This window comes from Bradyrhizobium sp. CCGUVB23 (assembly GCF_024199885.1).
In the GTDB taxonomy this organism is placed as follows: domain Bacteria; phylum Pseudomonadota; class Alphaproteobacteria; order Rhizobiales; family Xanthobacteraceae; genus Bradyrhizobium.
In genome coordinates this window covers 3,361,464-3,381,034 of record NZ_JANADQ010000001.1, presented here as the reverse complement: position 1 = coordinate 3,381,034, position 19,571 = coordinate 3,361,464, and the positions used below count along the sequence as shown (strand labels likewise).

Below are 19,571 nucleotides of genomic sequence, written 5' to 3'. Positions count from 1 at the left end.
CCATGACGACAGCTCCTGAAGGGACGGCTGCGAACATCGCCAGAGCGGTGGCGGGCGGCAAGCTGTCCGCACTCGATGCGACCGAAGCGGCGCTCGCCCGCATCAAGCAACATGACACGATTCTCAATTCCTTCACCGACGTCACTGCCGAGCGCGCTCGCGCAAAAGCGCGCGCGATCGATGCCGACATCGCGGCGGGCAGAAAGGTCGGCCCGCTCGCGGGCGTCCCGTTTGCGGTGAAGAATCTGTTCGACGTTGCGGGCCTGCCGACGCGGGCCGGCTCGAAGATCAACCGCGACCGCGCGCCCGCCGCGCGCGATGCCACGCTGATCGAGCGGATGGAAGCTGCCGGCGCGGTGCTGGTCGGCGCGCTCAACATGGGCGAATACGCCTACGACTTCACCGGCGAGAACGTCCATGACGGTCCCTCGCGCAATCCGCACGATGTGACGCGGATGAGCGGCGGCTCGTCCGGCGGCTCCGGCAGCGCTGTCGGCGGCGCGCTGGTGCCGATCGCGCTCGGCTCGGACACCAACGGTTCGATCCGCGTGCCGTCCTCGTTCTGCGGCATCTTTGGCCTGAAGCCGACCTACGGCCGGCTGTCGCGCGCACGCTCCTTCCCCTTCGTCGCGAGCCTCGATCATCTCGGCCCGTTCGCGCGCTCCGTCACCGATCTCGCGCTCGCCTATGACGCGATGCAGGGCCCGGATGCCGACGATGCCGCCTGTACCACGAGGCCGGTCGAGCCGGTGACGCCGCTATTGTCGGAGCCGATCTCCGGCCTGCGCGTCGCAATCGCCGGCGGCTATTTTCAGAAGAACGTCTTCCCCGAAGCCGTCGAAGCCGTTGGCCGCGTCGCCAAGGCCCTTGGTGCAACGCGTGTGGTCGACATTCCCGAAGCCGCGCGGGCCCGCGCGGCCGCCTATGTCATCACCACCACCGAAGGCGCTTCGCTGCATCTCGATCGGCTGCGCCAGCGACCCAACGATTTCGACCCCGCGGTGCGCGACCGGTTGATCGCGGGCGCAATGGTGCCGGCGGCGCTGGTCGACCGCGCGCAAAAATTCCGCCGCTGGTACCGCGCGCGGCTCGCCGAGATCTTTGGGTCGGTCGATGTGCTGCTCGCGCCGGCGACGCCCTGTACGGCGCCAAAGCTCGGGCAGGTGACGTTCAAGCTCGATGGCGTCGAATTGCCGGTGCGCGCCAATATCGGCGTCCACACCCAGCCGATCTCCTTCATCGGCCTGCCTGTGGTTGCCGTGCCGGTGCCGCTCGAGCCGATGCCGATCGGTGTGCAGATCATCGCCGCGCCCTGGCGCGAGGACATTGCGCTGCGCGTCGCGCACGCATTGGAACGGATGGGCGTGGTATCCGCGCCGTCGCCGAGAGGGTTTTGAGATGGAGATCGATCTCCCCGACGTGATCGCGGAAGTCAAGTCGGCGTTCGAGCGTTATGAGACCGCGCTGGTCAGCAACGACGTCGCCGTGCTCGGTGAGCTGTTCCGCAATGATCCCCGGACGCTGCGCTACGGCATCGGCGAGAATCTCTACGGCTATGAGGCGATCTCCGGCTTTCGCGCCGCGCGCTCGCCGGTCGGCCTGAACCGCCGCACCGCGAAAACCGTGATCACCAGCTTTGGCCGCGACACCGCGGTCGCCTCCACGCTGTTTTATCGCGACACCATGCCGGGCCGGGTCGGCCGGCAGATGCAGACCTGGATCCGCTTCCCCGAGGGCTGGCGCGTCGTCGCCGCCCATGTCAGCATCATCGACGAGCCGAAAGAGACCTGATCGCATGACGCTTGACGACCTTCCGCCTGGAGCCCTGCCGACTGAGACGGTGGTGCCGCGCGTCGACCGGCCGCTGCCTTCGGTGCAGAAGGTCACGCGTGCCGAGGAGCTGCGGCTTCAGCTCGCGGACGAGATCGTGCGTGGCATGCTGCCGCCCGGTGCGCCGCTGGACGAGACCGATATCGCGCGGCGCTTCAACGTCTCGCGCACGCCGGTGCGTGAAGCGCTGCGTCAGCTCGTCGCAAGCGGCCTCGTCGAGGCGCGGGCCCATCGCGGCGCGGTGGTGGCGCAGCCCTCGATCGAGCGGCTGACGGGCATGTTCGAGGCGATGGCGGAACTGGAAGCCTTGTGCGCCGGCCTTGCCGCCGAGCGGATGTCGGCGGCCGAGCGCCATGGTCTGGAAGCCATTCACGAGGAGCTGCGGGTCTTGAGCTACACCGGCAATCCGGAACGGTTCCACGAGGTCAACGAGCGCTTCCACAACGCGATCTATGCCGGCTCGCAGAACGGCTATATCGCCGAAATCACGCTTGCGACCCGCGTGCGCGTGCAGCCGTTCCGTCGCGCCCAGTTCCGTAACCTCGGCCGGCTCGCCAAGTCGCAGGCCGAGCACGACCGCGTCGTCGTCGCCATCATGCGCGGCGACAAGCAAGGCGCCGCTGCCGCCATGCGCGCGCATATCGAACTGGTGCGCGGAGAGTACGAGATCTACGCGGTGTCGGTGTGATCTCGTACGGTGGGCAAAGGCGCACAGCGCCGTGCCCACCGCTTTTCGCGCGGCACAATTGGTGGGCACGCTACGCTTTGCCCACCCTACGACAGGCGACTACGCCGTCGCAGCTTCCGCCATATACGCGCGCCAGCCACCATAGGCCGTGATGTCGCGCGCGGCGCCCAGCGCTTCCGGCTCGACGATGAAGCCCTTCACGCTGCGGCCATCGGCGAGCTTGATGCTGCCGATCGACAGCGGCGGCGGGATCGCGTTGACGAACTTGCCGAAGGCGGACGCCGAAAGGGACCAGATCTCCAGCTCGATCGCAGATCCCTTGCCGGCCTCGACGCGCAGCATGCCAGGTTTTGGCGGCGTTGTGTCGAGCGCGTAGAGCTTGTAGTCGGGCGCCGTCTTCGTGGCTTCGATCAGGTGAGCGTTCAGCGCCTTCAACTCGCCGTTCAGCGCCATCCCGGACAGATGCGCGCCGACCACGGCAATCGGAATCTCGTCGGCGCTGCTGGCCGGCAACGGAGCGAGTGGTGCTTGCACAACACCCTTCGCGCCCACGCTGAGCTTGGTGTCGGCGTGGAACACGCGGCCGATGCTGGCGAGGAATCCATCGCGGCCGGCGGGCGCGAGCAGCGTGATGCCGAAGGGCGCGCCGTCGGGTCGCATCGATGCCGGCAGCGCCAGGCCGCAGAGATCGAGCAGATTGACGAAGTTGGTGTAGGTGCCGAGCCGGCTGTTGAGCTCGATCGGGTTGGCGAGCACCTGCGCGGTCGAATAGACCGTGGGCGCCGTCGGCAGCACCATCGCATCCAGATGCGCGAAGGCGCGCTCGACGATCTTGCGCAGCCCTTGCAGGCGATAGAGCGCGGAGAAGGTCTCGGCCGCGGTGAGCCGCGCGCCCGCGGCGGTGATCTCCCGCGTCACCGGATGGATCGCATCCGGCGCGGAGGCGAGGAGATTGCGGATCACGAGATAGCGCTCGGCGACCCAGGGTCCCTCATAGAGCAGCCGCGCGGTCTCGTAGAACGGCTCGAGGTCGAACTCGACGAGTGTCGCGCCAAGTGTCGTCCAGCGCTTCAGGGCCTCGCCATAGGCGGCCTCCGATTTCTTGTCGCCGAAGAAGATCAGTTGCCCGTTGCGCGGCACGCCCAGACGAACGGTGGCTGGAAACGGTGTCATCGCGCCAAGCGGCCGGTCGCGCGAGAATGGATCGGCCTGGTCCGGCCCCGCCATCACGGCAAGCGCGAGCGCGGCATCGTCGACCGTGAGAGCGAACACCGAGATGCAATCGAGCGTGCGGCATGCGGGCACGAGCCCTGCCGTCGAGATCATGCCGAGGCTCGGCTTCAGCCCGACGATGTTGTTGAGCATCGCCGGCACGCGGCCGCTTCCCGCAGTGTCGGTGCCAAGCGACAGCGGCACGAGACCCGCGCCGACGGCAGTTGCCGAGCCCGAGCTCGATCCGCCGGGAACGAGATCCTCGCGAATTGGATTTTTGGGGACCCCATAGGGTGAGCGCACGCCGACGAGGCCGGTTGCGAACTGGTCGAGATTGGTCTTGCCGATGATGATGGCGCCGGCCGCGCGCAGGCGCTCGACGGCTGTGGAGTCACGCGTCGGCGTGTAGGAGAAGGCCGGGCAGGCCGCCGTGGTCGGAAAGCCCAGCGCGTCGATATTGTCCTTCACCGCGACAGGCACGCCGTAGAGCGGCAGGCTCGCTGCATCTTTCCGTGCCGCAAGCTTCTCAGCCTCCGCGATCGCGTCCTTCTCGTCGCGCAGGCTGATGAAGACGGCATCATCGCCATAGTCGCGGATACGCTGATAGCTGCGCGCGATCGTCTCCGCCGGCGTCATCGCGCCCGCGCGATGCGCGGCGACGATCGCGGCTACCGTCTCAGGCTGGTCAGCCCCCATGGCAACAAAAACTCCGGCAACGGACTTCTGGCAGCCATGAAGCAAGCGATGTGCCATTGTGTACAGAATCCGTGCAGGCCGTCTTCTCCGGATATTATCGAAAGATCAGTCAGTTACGAGAATAATCACCGGCCGGCAGCGGTGCGGGGGTAACGCCCGGATGTGTGCATTTGCGCAACTTTTGAGCAGCGGCGGTTCAGGTAAAACCGGCGAGGATCTGCAACAGCCGCTCCCGGTTCCCCCTGCCGATCTTCTCCTCGACATGGCGCTCGTGCTCGGCGGCGAGCTGCTTGAACTTCGCCAGCGACAGCCCGCCCTGCGCGGTGAGATGCAGGGCGTGGGAGCGGCGGTCCGTCTTCGACTTGATCCGCCTGACGAGCTTGCGCCCCTCGAGGCTGTCGAGGAGATGTACCAGCCGCGCCCGCTCGATGCCGAGGCGCTTTGCGACCGCCATCTGGGAGAGGCCCGGATTGGCGCCGATCACGGTCATCACCGAATATTGCGTTGGCCGGATGTCGACTGAAGCGAGCGTGCGGACGAAGTCCTGAAAAATCCAGATCTGGAAGCGCCGCACCGCATAGCCGGCGTGACCGACCAGCGCGTCGAGACCGACCTCGTCCGCGTCATCGGGACGCGCCGCGCCCCTGCCGGCCCGCTTGCGCGGCGCGCGGGTTGGCAGTTCATTTCGACCTGCACTGGTTGTCACTTTCTTTTCTCCGGCGGCGCGCAAGTCTAGCGCCTCGCCGGGCTTTGGCAAAGATTGTTGTTGACGACAACAATTGCTCTGCCCAACATTATTGCCAAAGCAGCCCGCACGAGGCCGCTGCCCGGGAGGACACCCATGACCATGGCCGCCGTAGGAGGTGAGGCTTCCAGCCTGTTCGCAACGCCCAGGACGGTCGCCGAGCATCGCGCCGACGGCAGCATCGTGTTGCGCTCGCCCGATCCCTTGCGCGAGGCTGCGCGCTGCACCGGCGACTGGCTGGAGCAATGGGCGCTGCAAGCGCCGAGCAAGATCTTCCTGGCAGAGCGTGGCAAGCCTGACGCGTCCTGGACCAGCGTCACCTACGCGCAAGCCTTGCAGCAGGTGCGCTCGCTGGCGTCCTGGATCCTCGCGGAAGGGCTGAGCACGGAGCGTCCGCTCGTCATCCTCTCCGACAACAGCGTCGATCACGCGCTGCTCGCGCTGGCTGCCCAGCATGTCGGCGTGCCCTCCGCCGCGATCTCGCCGGCCTACTCGCTGATGTCCAGGGATTTCGACAAGCTCAAGAGCATGATCAGCCTGCTTCAGCCCGGCGTGATCTATGTCAGCGACACAAAACCGTTCGCGGCAGCGCTGGCCGCGATCAGGCCGCTGCATCAGGCGGAAATCGTGAGCGGCAATCCCGATGACGCCGATGCGCTGTCCTTCCGCGCGCTCACCGCGACGCCGGAGTCTTCCGACGTCGCAAAGGCTTTCGCCGCGGTGACGCCGGACACGATCGCAAAATTCCTGTTCACCTCGGGCTCGACCGGCACTCCGAAGGCCGTGATCAACACCCAGCGCATGCTGACCTCGAGCCAGCAGGCCAAGGCGCAGACCTGGACCTTTCTCGCGCAAGGCGGCGACCTCGTGATCCTCGACTGGCTGCCCTGGAGTCATACGTTCGGCGCCAACCACAATTTCAATCTGGTGCTGCGCAATGGCGGCTCGCTCTATATCGACGGCGGCAAGCCGGCGCCCGGACTCTTTGCGACGTCGCTGGCGAACTTGAAGAGCGTGATGCCGACGGTCTATTTCAACGTGCCGCGCGGCTTCGACATGCTGATCGCGGCGTTGCGCACCGACGAGGAGCTGCGGCGCCGTTTCTTCGGCGAGGTCAAGTTCGCCTTCTATGCCGGCGCGGCGCTGCCGCAGAATCTCTGGGATGCGCTCGAGGAGCTCTCGCTCAAGACCGTCGGTCGCGCGCTGCCGATGGTGTCGGCCTGGGGCTCGACGGAAACCTCGCCGCTCGCGACCGACTGCCACTTCCTGGCCGAGCGCTCCGGCAATATCGGCGTGCCGATCCCCGGCACCGAGCTGAAACTCGTCACCTCTGGTGACAAGCTGGAAGTGCGCGTGCGCGGCCCCAACGTCACGCCGGGATATTGGAAGGCGCCGGAGCTGACGAAGCAGGCGTTCGATGAGGAAGGTTTTTACCTCATCGGCGACGCCGTGAAATTCGCCGACAGCGCGCGCCCCGAGCGCGGCCTGTTCTTCGACGGCCGCGTCGCCGAGGACTTCAAGCTGAATTCCGGCACCTGGGTCAGTGTCGGCACGCTGCGCGTCGCCGGCATTGCGTCGCTCGCACCGCTGGCGCAGGACATCGTCGTGACGGGCCATGGCGGCGATGACGTGCGCTTCCTGGTATTTCCCAACATCGCAGGTTGTCGGACGCATGCGGGGCTGCCGGATGCAGCTGCCGTGAGCGAGGTGCTTGGCCACGACAAGGTGAGAAGTGCGATCGCGCTGGGGCTCGCAAAGCTGAAAGCGCAAGGTGCAAACTCCTCCGGCCACGCGACGCGCGCGCTGCTGCTGGCGGAGCCGCCTTCGGTCGACGGTGGCGAGATCACCGACAAGGGTTACATCAACCAGCGCGCCGTGCTGACGCGCCGAGCGGAGGCAGTGGCGCGGCTGAACGATGACGCGTCGGCCGAATGGATCGGCTGCGCCAGGTAACCGATCGCCTCCACGCTAAACGCTCTCGTGCCCCGGACGCGGCGCAGCGCGCTTGGCGATGCGACGCAGAGCCGGGACCCATGGCCGTCTTCAAAGAAAGACTGGGCCCCGGCTCTGCAGCGCATCACTGCGTGCTGCGCCGCGTCCGGGACACGAGAGTTCGGCTTGCCAAGATATGGAATATGAGTAATAATTATACTATATAATCAAACATGGGAGGCCGCCGTGAGGTCTGGCTTGATATCGGCAGTCGCGCTGGCTGCCCTTCTTGGATCCACCGCGCTCGCGCGCGCCGAAGGCGAGGGCTGCTCGCCCGTTACCTCGGCGTCGTTGTCCGTCCCGGGCGTCGAGATCGTTAGCTCCAAGCTTCAGGAGGCCGGCAACGGTCTGCCCAAGCATTGCATCGTGACCGGCCTCGCCAATCAGCGCACCGGTGCGGACGGAAAGTCCTATGCCATCCAGTTCGAGCTCAGGCTGCCGGCCGAATGGAACGGTCGCTTCCTCCATCAGGTCAATGGCGGCAATGACGGCGTCGTGGTGCCGGCGCTCGGTGACAAGCCGGACGGGTGGGCCTCGGGCGGCACGGTGCCGCTCGCCCGCGGTTTTGCGGTGCTGTCATCCGACAGTGGTCATTCCGGTTCCGATCCCGCGAACAAGCCGCTCGGGCTCGCCGCAGGCGCGGCCTTCGGGCTCGACCCGCAGGCGCGGCGCGATTACGGCTATTCCGCCGACATGACGCTCTCGCCGGTCGCGAAGAAGATCATCGCGCTGCATTACGGCCGCCAGCCGGATCGTTCCTACATGGCAGGCTGCTCGAACGGCGGACGTCATGCGATGGTGGCAGCATCGCGCATGCCAGAAAACTATGATGGCTTCCTCGTCGGCAATCCCGGCTTCGATCTGCCGCGCGCCGCGGTCCAGCACGCCTGGGACGTGCAGGCCTTCCTGAAGGCTGATCCGGATCTCCGCAAGTCGATCACCAAGGAGGAGGCGCAGACAATCGCCTCGCGCATCACCGAGGCCTGCGATGCGCTCGATGGAGCGAAGGATGGCCTCACGTCCAATCTCGCCGCCTGCCAGAAGGCGTTCGATTTCAAGATCCTAGTTTGCGCTCCGGGCCAGACCAATGCTTGCTTGCCGGAAGCCAAGGTCGATGCGCTCAGGACCAGCCTTGCCGGTCCGAAAAATTCGAAGGGCGAGGCGCTCTATTCGGACTGGCCGCTCGATGGTGGCATCGGCACCGGCAATTGGCGCGCCTGGAAGGTCGAGAGTCCTGTCGCGCCCTGGAACAATTTCCCGATCATCGCGACCATGGGCGCAGTGTCGCTGAACTATATCTTCTCGACTCCGCCCGTCGCGGTGGAGGGCAGCAATGAGAAGCTGATCGACGCGCTGAAGGCCTACGACTTCGACAAGGACGCGCCGAAGATTTTTGCCAAGGATGGCCCCTTCACGGAGTCGGCGATGGACTTCATGACGCCGCCCGATGTCGATGATCCCAAGCTCGCCGGCCTGCAGAAAGCAGGTCGCAAGATGCTGATCTATCACGGGCAGGCCGATCCGGTGTTCTCGGTCAACGACACCATCCGCTGGTACGACCGGTTGAACAAGAACGCGCAAGGAAACGCCAACAATTTTGCGCGCCTCTTCACCATGCCTGGCGGCACGCATTGCGGCGGCGGCGTCACGCTCGACAAGTTCGATGCGCTGACCGCGCTGACGGATTGGGTGGAGCAGGGCAAGGCGCCCGAGCGGATCGTCGCCTCGATCAATCCGGCGAACAAGGAAGTCCCGGCGGCTTGGAGCCCGGGCCGCACGCGGCCGCTCTGTCCCTATCCGACGTATGCGGCCTACTCGGGGCAGGGCGATATCGAGGACGCCGCGAACTTCGTCTGCAAGGCGCCGTAACTGAGAGACCGAAGTGCAATCTCGTGCCCCGGACGCAGTGCGGCGCGTAGCGCTGCACTGCAGAGCCGGGGCCCATACTGCTGGGTCCCGGCTCTGCGTCGCGTCATTTCATGCCGCGCCGCGTCCGGGACACGAGACCGCGGGCTTTCCACCAAGGCCAACGCTCCTGTCCTAAAACGTCTCCTGAAACTTTTTGTTGCCTAAGCAACTAATTTATGCGAGTCCTTCGCAGGCAAGGGTGACGGCGGGAAAACCGCTGCGCCTCAACGGGAGGATTCATGTTCGGCAGGAATGGTGCCGCCGGCAATCGCTGGCGCATGCCAGGTGAACGCGATCTGGCGCGCACGAGATGCGCGCCGTTACGCGTCGCCGGTCACCGCGCCGAGATTTTCGTGCAGCCGGCGCAACAGATCGATCAGCACCTCCTGCTCGTCCCTGGACAGGCACGACAGCAGCCGCCGCTCGCGCGCGAAGGCGGCGACGATCACCTTGTCATGGGTGGCGCGGCCTTTTGCGGTGAGCGAGATCGAGTGCGTGCGTCCGTCGTTGGGATCGCTGCGGATCGCCACCAGCCCGCGCTTTTCGAGACTCGCCAATGTCCGGCTCACCGGCCCCTTGTCGAAGCCGATGACGTGGCAGATGCGCGAGGCCGGAATGCCCGGCTCGATCGCGAGCAGCGACATGATCCGCCATTCCGTGACGTTGACGCCGAATTCGCGCTGATAGAATGCGGTCGCGCTGTTCGAGAGCTTGTTGGCGATGAAGGTGATGAAGGCCGGGACGTAACGGTCGAGATCGAGCGTCGGCCCCGCTTCCGCAGGCTTCTTGTGGCTTCTGGTCGAGGGCGCGGTCATCTGATCGGGGCTCGCTTCATGCGCGACAGAAATAAGGACATGCGCGCGCGCTCCACAAGCGCAAAATTGGGAGGATGTGAATGAGTGCAGCCAGCTTCGCTTCGACCGGCGGCCCGCCCGCCATCCCGCATCTCGATGTCGATCCCTTCGCGATCGGGTTCTTCGCCGATCCCTTTCCCACCCATGACGTGCTGCGGGACGCCGGCCCCGTGGTCTATCTCGACAAGTGGAACGTCTATGGCGTCGCGCGCTATGCCGAAGTCCATGCGGTGCTGAACGATCCCATGACGTTCTGCTCCAGCCGCGGCGTGGGCCTCAGCGACTTCAAGAAGGAGAAGCCGTGGCGGCCGCCGAGCCTGATCCTGGAAGCCGATCCGCCCGCCCACACGCGCACCCGCGCCGTGCTCTCGCGCGTGCTGTCGCCGACGGTGATGAAGCAGGTGCGCGATCGCTTTGCCGCAGCGGCAGAGGAGCGGGTGGATCTCTTGCTGGAGAAGCGCAGCTTTGATGCGATCGCTGATCTCGCGGAAGCCTATCCGCTTTCGATCTTCCCGGACGCGTTGGGCTTGAGGCCGGAAGGCCGCGAGCATCTCATCCCCTATGCGAGCCTGGTGTTCAACGCCTTCGGCCCGCCGAACCAGTTGCGCCAGGAGGCTATCGAGCGCTCGGCGCCGCACCAGGCCTATATCGCCGAGCAATGCCAGCGCGAGAACCTTGCGCCCGGCGGTTTCGGGGCCTGCATCCACGCCCGCGTCGATGAAGGCGAGATCACTGCGACGGAGGCACCGCTCCTGGTGCGCTCGCTGCTGTCGGCGGGGCTCGACACCACCGTCAACGGCATCGGCGCCGCGGTCTATTGTCTCGCGCGATTTCCCGATCAGTGGCAGCGGCTGCGCGATGATCCTACGTTGGCGCGCAATGCCTTCGAGGAAGCCGTGCGTTTCGAGAGCCCCGTGCAGACCTTCTTCCGCACCACGACGCGCGAGGTCGAAATTGGTGGCGCTGTCATCGGCGAGGGCGAGAAGGTTTTGATGTTCCTTGGCGCGGCCAATCGCGATCCGCGGCGCTGGGACAAGCCCGATACCTATGACATCACGCGACGTACCTCCGGCCATGTCGGCTTCGGTTCGGGCATCCACATGTGCGTCGGCCAGCTCGTCGCACGCCTCGAGGGTGAAGTGATGCTGTCGGCGCTGGCGCGGCGTATCGCGAAGATCGAGATCACGGGCGAGCCGAAGCGCCGCTTCAACAATACGCTGCGCGGGCTCGACAGCCTGCCGGTGACCATCACTCCGGCTTGAGGATCTTTGATGCCTGCGATCACCTTCATCCATTCCGGCGGCAAAACCGATCGTGTTGACGTCAGCGACGGCGAGAGCGCCATGCACGCCGCGACCCGCCACGGCCTCGACGGCATTTTGGCCGAATGCGGCGGCAACACGATGTGCGCGACCTGCCATGTCTATGTCGACGACGGCTGGCTCGCGCGCCTGCCGGCGATGGCGGATGACGAGGACGCGCTGCTCGACGGCGCCGCCGCCGAGCGCATGGCCAACAGCCGGCTGTCCTGCCAGATCAGGATCACACACGAGCTCGACGGGCTCGTGCTGCGCCTGCCGGAGCGGCAGGTCTAACGTTCTGATCGCCCTCGGCAACGACCGGTGGCACGACCGAAAATTCAACAGGAGAGGGAATGATGAGGCACTTGAAGTGGACGCTTGCGCTTGCGGCATGCCTGATTGCCGGCTCGGCCAGCGCCGAAATATCCGACAATGTCGTACGTATCGGCGTGCTCAACGACATTTCCGGCATTTTTCAGGACACCAACGGCATGGGCTCTGTCGAAGCCGCGCGCATGGCGGCCGAGGACTTCAATGGCGGGGGAAAGAACATCAAGGTCGAGATCGTCTATGCCGACCACCAGAACAAGGCCGACGTCGGCGCGGCAATCGCGCGCAAATGGCTCGATGTCGAGGGCGTCGATGCGATCGTCGACGTGCCGAATTCGGCGGTCGGTCTCTCCATCAACACGCTGCTGCGCGACAGCCGCATGACGTTCCTGGCATCGTCCACGGCAAGTGCCGACCTCACCGGCAAGGCCTGCTCGCCCAACACCATCCAATGGGTCAACGACACCTGGGCGACCGGCAATACCACGGCGGCCGCGATGGTCTCGCGCGGCGGCAAAGAATGGTACTTCCTCACGGTCGACTTCGCGCTCGGCAAGGGTATCGAGTCAGAGGCGCAGAAATACATCGAGGCGCATGGCGGCAAGGTGATCGGCTCCTCAAAACATCCGCTCGGCACCTCCGATTTCGCCTCGTTCCTGCTGCAGGCGCAGGGCTCGAAGGCGCAGGTGATTGGCCTCGCCAATGCCGGCGGCGACACCATCAACGCAGTGAAGCAGGCCGCCGAGTTCGGCATCCAGCAGAGCGGGCAGAAGCTCGTCGCCTTCCTGCTCTTCATCAACGACGTTCACGGCATGGGTTTGAAGGTCGCTCAAGGCCTCCAGCTCATGGAAGCCTTCTACTGGGACATGAACGACGACACCCGCGCCTTCGCAAAACGCTTTGCCGCGCGCCCCGGCATGAACGGCAAGATGCCGAGCGGCAACCAGGCCGGCGTCTATGCCTCGACGCTCGCCTATCTCAACGCGGTTGCCGCAACTGGCAGCGATAATGCTGGGGCTGTCGTGCCGGAGATGAAGAAGTTCCAAGGCAAGGACAAGCTGTTCGGCGACACTGCGATCCGCCAGGACGGCCGCGTCGTGCACCCGATGTACCTGTTCGAGGTGAAGAAGCCGGAGGAGTCGAAATATCCGTACGACTATTACAAGTTGGTCTCGACGATCCCTGCGGATCAGGCCTTCCGGCCGATGGCGGAGGGTGGGTGTTCGCTGGTGAAGTAATTGCAGCCGCGAGTATCCGCGGCACTTCTCCCCTTACAAGGGGAGAAGAAGGAGTTTGCAAGAGCGTCGCGGTTCAGACATCCCTGCGGAGCACCTGATTGCGCAGTCTGCCGATCCTCTCGACCTCGAGCTCGACGGTATCGCCATGGTGCAACCAGCGATCGAGCTCGAGGCCGCAGCCGCCGCCGACCGTACCTGAGCCCATGAATTCACCCGCCCGCAACGTCTCGCCGCGCGAGACATGGGCGATCATGTCCTCGAAGGAGTGCAGCATGCCGCTGCTCGTGCTGTCGGTCCAGATCTCGCCATTGACGCGTGCACGCATGGCAAGATTGTAGGGATCGGGAATTTCGTCCGAGGTCACGATCCAGGGGCCGATCACGTTGCCGGCATCGAAGCTCTTGCCTTTGGCGGGGCCGAGCATGCCCCGCATTTCCTCAAACTGCGCGTCGCGCGCGGAGAAGTCATTGTAGATCGTGTAGCCGAAGATGTGCTCACGCGCCTTCGCGAGCGGGATGTCGCATCCTCCCTTCGACAGGAAAATCCCGAACTCGAGCTCGAAATCCATCAGCTCGCTGTACGCGGGCCACGGCACCGTCGCGTCCGGGCCGGACACGCTGAAGCGGTTGGTGATGTAGTAGATCGGCCGCTCGCGGTAGACTTGGGGCACCTCCTGGAGTGGTCGTCTGGGCGCATCGCTTGCGACCCCCTTCCGCTGCGCGATGCGCGCCATGCCCGCCGGAGCTTCGCGGATGTGCCCGGGAAAGACCGAAAAATCGCGCATCTGCGGCGGCTCGGGGACCGGAGCCAAGAGCCTGATGCGGTCGAGCGGGGAGGAGATGTCCTCGTCCGCCGCACAGGCTTCCACCACCCGACGCGTGGCTTCGAGAGCTGCTTCTCCCGCCTCGATCAATTGCAGCAGGCTCGCGCCAACGGCATCCGCGCGGCCCGTTCGTGTCGCCGCGGCCACAAGGTCGAGCACCCGCTGACCTCCAGCAGTGTCGATGATCGCGCCGGGTCGGGCAGACCCGCCAGGCGGAACGAATGTCGCAAGTTTCATTGAGGGCTCCTTGAAAAATATATGTTCTTCACTAAAATATACAAAGTTGTCAATGCCAGCCGTTCGTCCGCAAGCCCAGGACGACCATCAGCGAAGGCAAGGTCCATGGATCAGGAAAGCGCGACCCTTACCGAGCGCGCCGAAGCAGCGTTGGAAGTCGCCATCGTCAAGGGCGAGCTGCGCCCGGGCGCCAAGCTCAAGATCGCAGACATCGCGGCTGACTACGGCGTCAGCCAGACGCCGGCCCGCGAGGCATTGTCGCGGCTCGCGTCAAAGGGGCTGGTGATCGCGGTGGGGCAGCGTGGATTCCGTGTGGCGCCCATGAGCGACACGGATCTCGCCGACATCACATCGACGCGAATTGCGCTCGAAGCGGCGGCGCTGCGCCAGTCGATCCGACATGGCGATGCGAAATGGGAGGGAGAGATCGTCTCCTGCCTGCACCAGCTCAAGCGTGTCGCCGGTCGATCCAGGATTCTGAAGAATACGCCCGAGCTCGACAGGGTTCACAAATTATTTCATGCCGGCCTGATCGCGGCTTGCAGTTCGCCGCGAACCGTTGGGCTGGCAAGTCAGCTCTACGATCAGGCGTCGCGGTATCGCAATCTGATGCTCTCGAATGCCGTCGTCGCGCAGGACTTCGTTGCCGAGCACGAGGCGCTCGCCAACGTCGTCCTGTCGCGTTCCGCCAGCGCCGCCGTGACCAAGCTCACGGCTCATCTCCAGCGCACCTACAGCGACATCTACGGGGCGATGCCCGACTAGAGCGAAGCCAGCATCTGCGCGACAGAACCCAAAGCAAAGAGCGCAGGGAGAATTCAGTATGAGGGAGGGAGTTGTGAGTTTGATCGATCATCCAGTCGGGCTGCGGAAGCATGAGATCACCCGCGGCTGGTTCATCCTGGCCATGGCGCTCGTCGGCATCGCGGTCGGCGCGTCGTCTCTCTTGTTCTACAGCATCGGGGTATTTTTCGAGCCGCTGCAGCGAGAGTTCAACTGGAACCGCGGGCAGATTTCCGGCGCCTTGATCTACCTCACCGCCGGCCTCGTCGTTTCCGGGCCGGTCGTCGGCTCGCTGATCGACAGGTTCGGCGCGCGGATCGTCGCGCTGATATCGATCCCGCTCTTGGTGCTGAGCATGGTCGGTCTCGGCAGCCTCAACGATTCCATCTCCGCCTTTTATGCATTGTTCTTTGCCGCCGGATGTTTCGGCGGCGGCACGACGCCGGTCGTCTACACCCGGGTCGTCAACGCCAACTTCAGCGCGTCGCGCGGTCTGGCGCTCGGCATCGTATTGGCCGGAGGCGGGATCTCTGCACTGGCCTTGCCGCCGCTGCTCGCCTCGCAGATCGCGTCATTTGGCTGGCACGCGGGCTTCATCGTCCTGGCTGCGCTCGCCGCTGTGGCCTGGCCCCTGGTCTATTTCGGCTTCCGCGATCTGGAAGGCGCGATGCAGCCGACGCGTACTGTCACGGCGGGCGCCGGACGCTGGGAGGCGCTACGGTCTCGCGTCTTCTGGACCATCGCGATTGGGTTCCTCGCCGTTGCGGCAGCCATATCGGGAACGGTCGTTCATCTGGTGCCGCTGCTGCGGGATGCCGGCGTGCCGCTGTCGACCGCCGCCGGCGTCGCCTCGCTGATCGGTGTCGGCGTCATTGCCGGGCGTGTGCTGATCGGATGGGGCATTGATCGCATCTTTGCGCCCTACGTGGCTTGCACAGTCTTCTTGGTTGCGGCAGCAGGCTGCGCGCTTCTCAACTACGGTGGTGCGCAAGGCGCTCCGGTCGCTGCACTGCTGATCGGCTTTGCCTTCGGCGCGGAAATCGATCTCATCGCCTACCTGACCGCGCGCTACTTCGGCATGCGCAATTGCGGCTTCCTCTATGGATTGGCCTATTCGCTGTTCAGCGTCGGCGCGGCTGCTGGCCCCGCCGTCATGGGACGCCTGTTCGACCTCAACAAGAACTACGAGGCCGCACTTTGGCTGATGGTGGCGTGTCTCGTTTTCGGGGCATTGTCTCTCGGGACATTGCCGCGCTTTGTCGGGACGTCTGACAACGAGATGCAGGGAACGTCGTAGGATCAAGAGACATGGCAAGGCGAATCATCGACATCTCGGTCCCGTTGCAGAACGATGTGCCAGCGGATCCCCCTGGCAACCGGCCAACCATTCAGTACATCGATCACCAGCAAGGCCTGCCGGGCATGCTGCAATTCTTTGCAGGCCTGAAGGCGGAGGATCTGCCGGACGGGCAGGGCTGGGCGGTCGAGCACGTGACGCTGTCGACCCATAACGGTACCCATCTGGATGCGCCCTGGCACTTTCACCCGACGATGAATCGCGGCCAGTCGTCGTGGACCATCGACGAGGTGCCGCTGGAATGGTGTTTCCAGCCGGGCGTGAAGCTCGATTTCCGGCATCTGCCGGACGGTCATGTGGCGACCGCCAAGGACGTCGAAGTCGAGCTCGAGCGTATCGGCCACACGCTGAAGCCGCTTGAGATCGTCGTCGTCAACACCCGTGCCGGCGCCAGGTTCGGCCTGCCCGACTACGTCAGTTCCGGTTGCGGCCTGGGGTATGAGGCGACGATGTACCTCCTGGATCGCGGCGTGCGGCTGACCGGAACGGATGCCTGGAGCTGGGACGCTCCCTTTGTCTTCACAGCGCAGAAATATGCCGAAACCAGGGATGCCTCGTTGATCTGGGAGGGGCACAAGGCCGGCCGGCACACCGGCTACTGCCATCTGGAGAAGCTGCACAATCTGGAGCTCCTGCCCTCGACCGGATTCACTGTGTCGTGCTTTCCAGTCAAGATCGCGCGCGCGTCGGCCGGCTGGACCCGCGCAGTGGCGATCATCGACGGCTGAGGCGTCACCTCTCCCCGTAAGAACGGGCAGAGGGAGAGGAACGTCACCCCGACACCTTGCTGCTGCCTTGCGTGATCAGGCGTGCGGCGCGCTGGTCACGGACGTAGATCCAGAGCCAGGTCAGCGCGACGGCGAGCCGATGGCGCAGGCCGATCAGGAAGTAGATGTGGGCGATGCCCCAGATCCACCACGCGATCGCGCCGCGCAGCTTTACGCGGCCGAAATCGATCACCGCGAGACGCTTGCCGATCTGCGCGAGGCTGCCGGCATGCTTGTAGCGGAAGGGGCCGAGCTTCTCGCCGCGCAGCCGAGCCTTGATGAGGTTTGCAACGTAGCGTCCCTGCTGCTTGGCCGCCGGCGCGATGCCGGGTACGGGCTTGCCGTCCCACGCGGGAATCGTGACGGTGTCGCCGATGGCGAAGACATCCGGATGGCCCGGCACCGTCAGGTCGCCTTCGACCTCCACGCGTCCCGCGCGGTCGGCCGGCGCGTTCAGCCATTCGGCGGCGGGCGAGGCGCGCACGCCGGCGGCCCAGATCTTGGTTTTCGCGTTGAGCCGCTGTCCGCCATAGACCACGCCGTCGCGGTCAACCTCGGTGACGGGCTGCTCCAGCACGACCTCGACGCCGATCTTCTCCAGCGAAGCCTGTGCATAGGCCGAGAGATCGTCGGCAAAGCCGGCGAGCACGCGCGGTCCCGCCTCGATCAGCACGACGCGCGCCTTGCGCGTGTCGATGTTGCGAAAATCGCCCGGCAGGGTGTGATGCGCCATCTCGGCGATGGTGCCGGCAAGCTCGACGCCGGTCGGACCGGCGCCGATGATGACGAAGGTCAGCCGCGCGGCGCGGCGCTCCGGATCGGTCTCGCGCTCGGCGCGCTCGAACGCGACCAGGATGTGACGGCGCAGCGTGGTCGCATCCTCCAGCGTCTTCAAGCCGGGTGCCCACTGCTCCCATTCGTCGTGGCCGAAATAAGCGTGGCGGACGCCGGTCGCGAGCACCAGCGTGTCGTAAGGAACTTCGCTGCCGTCATCGAGCAGCACGGCGCGCCGCTCGGCATCGACGCCGTTCACGGTCGCAAACAGCGTCGTCACTTCGCGCCGCGCCCGCATGAGGTGGCGGACCGGCCAGGCAATATCGCTGGTCGCGAGCGAAGCGGTCGCGACCTGGTAGAGCAGCGGTTGAAACAGGTGATGATTGCGGCGGTCGATCAGCGTGATCTCGACCGGCACGCCGCTGAGCCGGTAGGTCGTCTCCAGCCCGCCGAAGCCGGCCCCGACAATGACGACGCGGTGGGGTTTCGCAGTCATGAAAGCTGCCCTCGATTCGCTGGGTGCGCGCCGCTCATTAAAGAGCGAAGACGGGGTCGCGGTCCAATAGCCGTCATCAATTGAGGAATAGCGACGTCGTATCGACGAGACCGCGAAAAAGCGCCGCAGCCCTCGTCGAAGGGAGTAGAACTATATTTCTTGCCATCCGGGATGAGGGCGAATTATGGTGCAGGGGCGGGCGCTGAGCCATTGACGGCTCACACGATTTTGCGTCCTAAACAGAACGAACCGGAAGCGGCCATCCGCCATTTCGGGGCAATGAAAATTGAGGAGGGGAGTGGTTATGAGGACGGCATTCTGGCTGGCGGGCGCGGCTGCGCTCGCGCTGGCAAGCCCGGCATCGGCCGGCGACACCATCAAGATCGGCTTCGTCTCGACCTTCAGCGGCCCGACCGCGGTGATTGGCAACGACATGCGCAACTCCTTCGAGCTCGCGCTCGACCATCTGGGCCGCAAGATGGACGGCAAGCCGGTCGAGGTGATCTACGAGGACGACCAGCAGAAGCCCGATGTCGGCAAGCAGAAGACCGAGAAGCTGGTGCAGTCCGACAAGGTCGATTTCATCGTCGGCTACATCTGGTCCAACGTGCTGCTCGCCTCGCTCAAGACCGCGGTGGATTCGAAGACCTTCCTGATCTCGGCCAATGCCGGCCCGTCGCAGCTCGCCGGCGAGCTCTGCTCTCCTTACGTGTTCTCGACCTCCTGGCAGAACGACCAGACGCCGCAGGCGATGGGCCAGTACATGAACCAGAAGGGCGTCAAGAGCGTCTTCCTGATCGGACCGAACTACGCCGCGGGCAAGGACATGCTCGCGGGCGTCAAGAGCACCTTCAAGGGCGAGATCAAGGGCGAGGAATATACGGTGTGGCCGAGCCAGCTCGATTTCTCCGCCGAGCTGTCGAAGGCTCGCGCCTCGGGCGCGGATTCGATCTTCGTGTTCTATCCGGGTGCGGCCGGCGTGCAGTTCCTCAACCAATATGTGCAGGCGGGCCTGAAGACCCAGATCCCGCTCTATACGGTGTTCACCGTCGACGAGCTGTCGCTGCCGCTTCAGAAGGAGAATGCGCTGGGTATCCCCGGCGCGCAGGAATGGGTCAACGATCTCCCGAACGACGAGAACAAGCGCTTTGTCGCCGATTACCGCAAGAAGTACACCAGCCTGCGCCCGACCTATTACGGAGCGCAAGCCTACGACGCGGCCCAGCTCATCAACAGCGCGGTCGTGGCGGTGAAGGGTGACACCAGCAAGAAGGACGCGATGAAGGCCGAGATGGAGAAGGCCAACTTCAAGTCGCTGCGTGGTCCGTACAAGTACGGCAACAACCACATCCCGATCCAGAACTTCTATCTCCAGGACGTCGTGAAGGACGCCGACGGACAGCTCGCGCTGAAGACGGTTGCCACCATCGTCAAGGACGACCAGGACCGCTTCCACGACAAGTGCGCGATGAAGTAAGCTCGCTCCTCTCCCTCTCCCCGTTCTTACGGGGAGAGGGCTGCCTCTACAATCACGGTAAGA

General features: G+C 65.0%; 17 protein-coding genes. 12 read left to right on the top strand and 5 right to left on the bottom strand.

Going from position 1 to position 19,571, the window contains the following annotated elements; translation table 11 throughout:
• Positions 1-2: 2 nt before the first annotated feature.
• From NLN62_RS15450 to NLN62_RS15440, 3 genes are read left to right on the top strand one after another with little or no spacing between them, the layout of a single operon-like run.
• Entirely contained in the window at positions 3-1,397 is a 1,395-nt protein-coding gene (locus NLN62_RS15450) for an AtzE family amidohydrolase (RefSeq protein ID WP_027521575.1), read from the top strand.
• Position 1,398: 1 nt separating this feature from the next.
• Positions 1,399-1,791: an oxalurate catabolism protein HpxZ gene (gene hpxZ / locus NLN62_RS15445; protein ID WP_254109307.1), complete on the top strand. Its 393-nt coding sequence runs from the start codon at positions 1,399-1,401 to the stop codon at positions 1,789-1,791.
• Positions 1,792-1,795: 4 nt separating this feature from the next.
• Positions 1,796-2,518 carry a GntR family transcriptional regulator gene (locus NLN62_RS15440; RefSeq protein ID WP_027521573.1) on the top strand — a complete coding sequence of 241 codons (723 nt, stop codon included), beginning with the start codon at positions 1,796-1,798 and terminating at the stop codon, positions 2,516-2,518.
• Positions 2,519-2,617: 99 nt separating this feature from the next.
• Here the strand turns inward: NLN62_RS15440 and atzF are convergent, their stop codons facing one another.
• Positions 2,618-4,426, bottom strand: a complete 1,809-nt coding sequence (gene atzF / locus NLN62_RS15435) for an allophanate hydrolase (protein WP_027521572.1) — start codon at positions 4,424-4,426, stop codon at positions 2,618-2,620.
• A gap of 196 nt (positions 4,427-4,622) precedes the next feature.
• Positions 4,623-5,132, bottom strand: a complete 510-nt coding sequence (locus NLN62_RS15430) for a MarR family winged helix-turn-helix transcriptional regulator (protein ID WP_254109306.1) — start codon at positions 5,130-5,132, stop codon at positions 4,623-4,625.
• A 135-nt stretch (positions 5,133-5,267) separates the two neighbouring features.
• Here NLN62_RS15430 and NLN62_RS15425 point away from each other — a divergent pair, with 135 nt between their 5' ends.
• Positions 5,268-7,124: a feruloyl-CoA synthase gene (locus NLN62_RS15425; RefSeq protein ID WP_027521570.1), complete on the top strand. Its 1,857-nt coding sequence runs from the start codon at positions 5,268-5,270 to the stop codon at positions 7,122-7,124.
• 225 nt (positions 7,125-7,349) lie between these two features.
• Positions 7,350-9,032, top strand: coding sequence for a tannase/feruloyl esterase family alpha/beta hydrolase (locus NLN62_RS15420; RefSeq protein ID WP_254109305.1), 1,683 nt, complete (start codon positions 7,350-7,352; stop codon positions 9,030-9,032).
• A gap of 359 nt (positions 9,033-9,391) precedes the next feature.
• On the opposite strand, the gene NLN62_RS15415 is transcribed toward NLN62_RS15420, so the two are convergent.
• Positions 9,392-9,886 carry a MarR family winged helix-turn-helix transcriptional regulator gene (locus tag NLN62_RS15415; protein ID WP_027521568.1) on the bottom strand — a complete coding sequence of 165 codons (495 nt, stop codon included), beginning with the start codon at positions 9,884-9,886 and terminating at the stop codon, positions 9,392-9,394.
• 80 nt (positions 9,887-9,966) lie between these two features.
• On the opposite strand from NLN62_RS15415, the gene NLN62_RS15410 reads away from it, so the two are divergent.
• The 3 genes from NLN62_RS15410 (at position 9,967) to NLN62_RS15400 (ending at position 12,794) form a co-directional block, all read left to right on the top strand.
• A complete protein-coding gene (locus NLN62_RS15410) occupies positions 9,967-11,187 on the top strand; it encodes a cytochrome P450 (protein WP_254109304.1) in 1,221 nt (406 codons plus the stop codon).
• A gap of 9 nt (positions 11,188-11,196) precedes the next feature.
• On the top strand, positions 11,197-11,520 hold the full coding sequence (locus NLN62_RS15405) for a 2Fe-2S iron-sulfur cluster-binding protein (RefSeq protein ID WP_027521566.1): 324 nt from the start codon (positions 11,197-11,199) through the stop codon (positions 11,518-11,520).
• Positions 11,521-11,582: 62 nt separating this feature from the next.
• Positions 11,583-12,794, top strand: coding sequence for an ABC transporter substrate-binding protein (locus NLN62_RS15400; protein WP_027521565.1), 1,212 nt, complete (start codon positions 11,583-11,585; stop codon positions 12,792-12,794).
• A gap of 73 nt (positions 12,795-12,867) precedes the next feature.
• Here NLN62_RS15400 and NLN62_RS15395 read toward each other — a convergent pair whose 3' ends face one another.
• On the bottom strand, positions 12,868-13,854 hold the full coding sequence (locus tag NLN62_RS15395) for a fumarylacetoacetate hydrolase family protein (RefSeq protein WP_254109303.1): 987 nt from the start codon (positions 13,852-13,854) through the stop codon (positions 12,868-12,870).
• A 105-nt stretch (positions 13,855-13,959) separates the two neighbouring features.
• On the opposite strand from NLN62_RS15395, the gene NLN62_RS15390 reads away from it, so the two are divergent.
• The 3 genes from NLN62_RS15390 (at position 13,960) to NLN62_RS15380 (ending at position 16,722) form a co-directional block, all read left to right on the top strand.
• Positions 13,960-14,619: a GntR family transcriptional regulator gene (locus NLN62_RS15390; RefSeq protein WP_027521563.1), complete on the top strand. Its 660-nt coding sequence runs from the start codon at positions 13,960-13,962 to the stop codon at positions 14,617-14,619.
• A gap of 73 nt (positions 14,620-14,692) precedes the next feature.
• Positions 14,693-15,934 (top strand): MFS transporter, encoded by a 1,242-nt coding sequence (locus tag NLN62_RS15385; RefSeq protein WP_254109302.1) that lies wholly within the window; start codon positions 14,693-14,695, stop codon positions 15,932-15,934.
• Positions 15,935-15,945: 11 nt separating this feature from the next.
• Positions 15,946-16,722: a cyclase family protein gene (locus tag NLN62_RS15380; protein WP_027521561.1), complete on the top strand. Its 777-nt coding sequence runs from the start codon at positions 15,946-15,948 to the stop codon at positions 16,720-16,722.
• Between the two features lie 43 nt (positions 16,723-16,765).
• Here NLN62_RS15380 and NLN62_RS15375 read toward each other — a convergent pair whose 3' ends face one another.
• Positions 16,766-18,031 (bottom strand): NAD(P)/FAD-dependent oxidoreductase, encoded by a 1,266-nt coding sequence (locus tag NLN62_RS15375; RefSeq protein ID WP_254109301.1) that lies wholly within the window; start codon positions 18,029-18,031, stop codon positions 16,766-16,768.
• Positions 18,032-18,335: 304 nt separating this feature from the next.
• Between NLN62_RS15375 and NLN62_RS15370 the strand changes: the two genes are divergently transcribed.
• Positions 18,336-19,508, top strand: coding sequence for an ABC transporter substrate-binding protein (locus tag NLN62_RS15370; protein WP_027521559.1), 1,173 nt, complete (start codon positions 18,336-18,338; stop codon positions 19,506-19,508).
• Positions 19,509-19,571 lie beyond the last annotated feature (63 nt).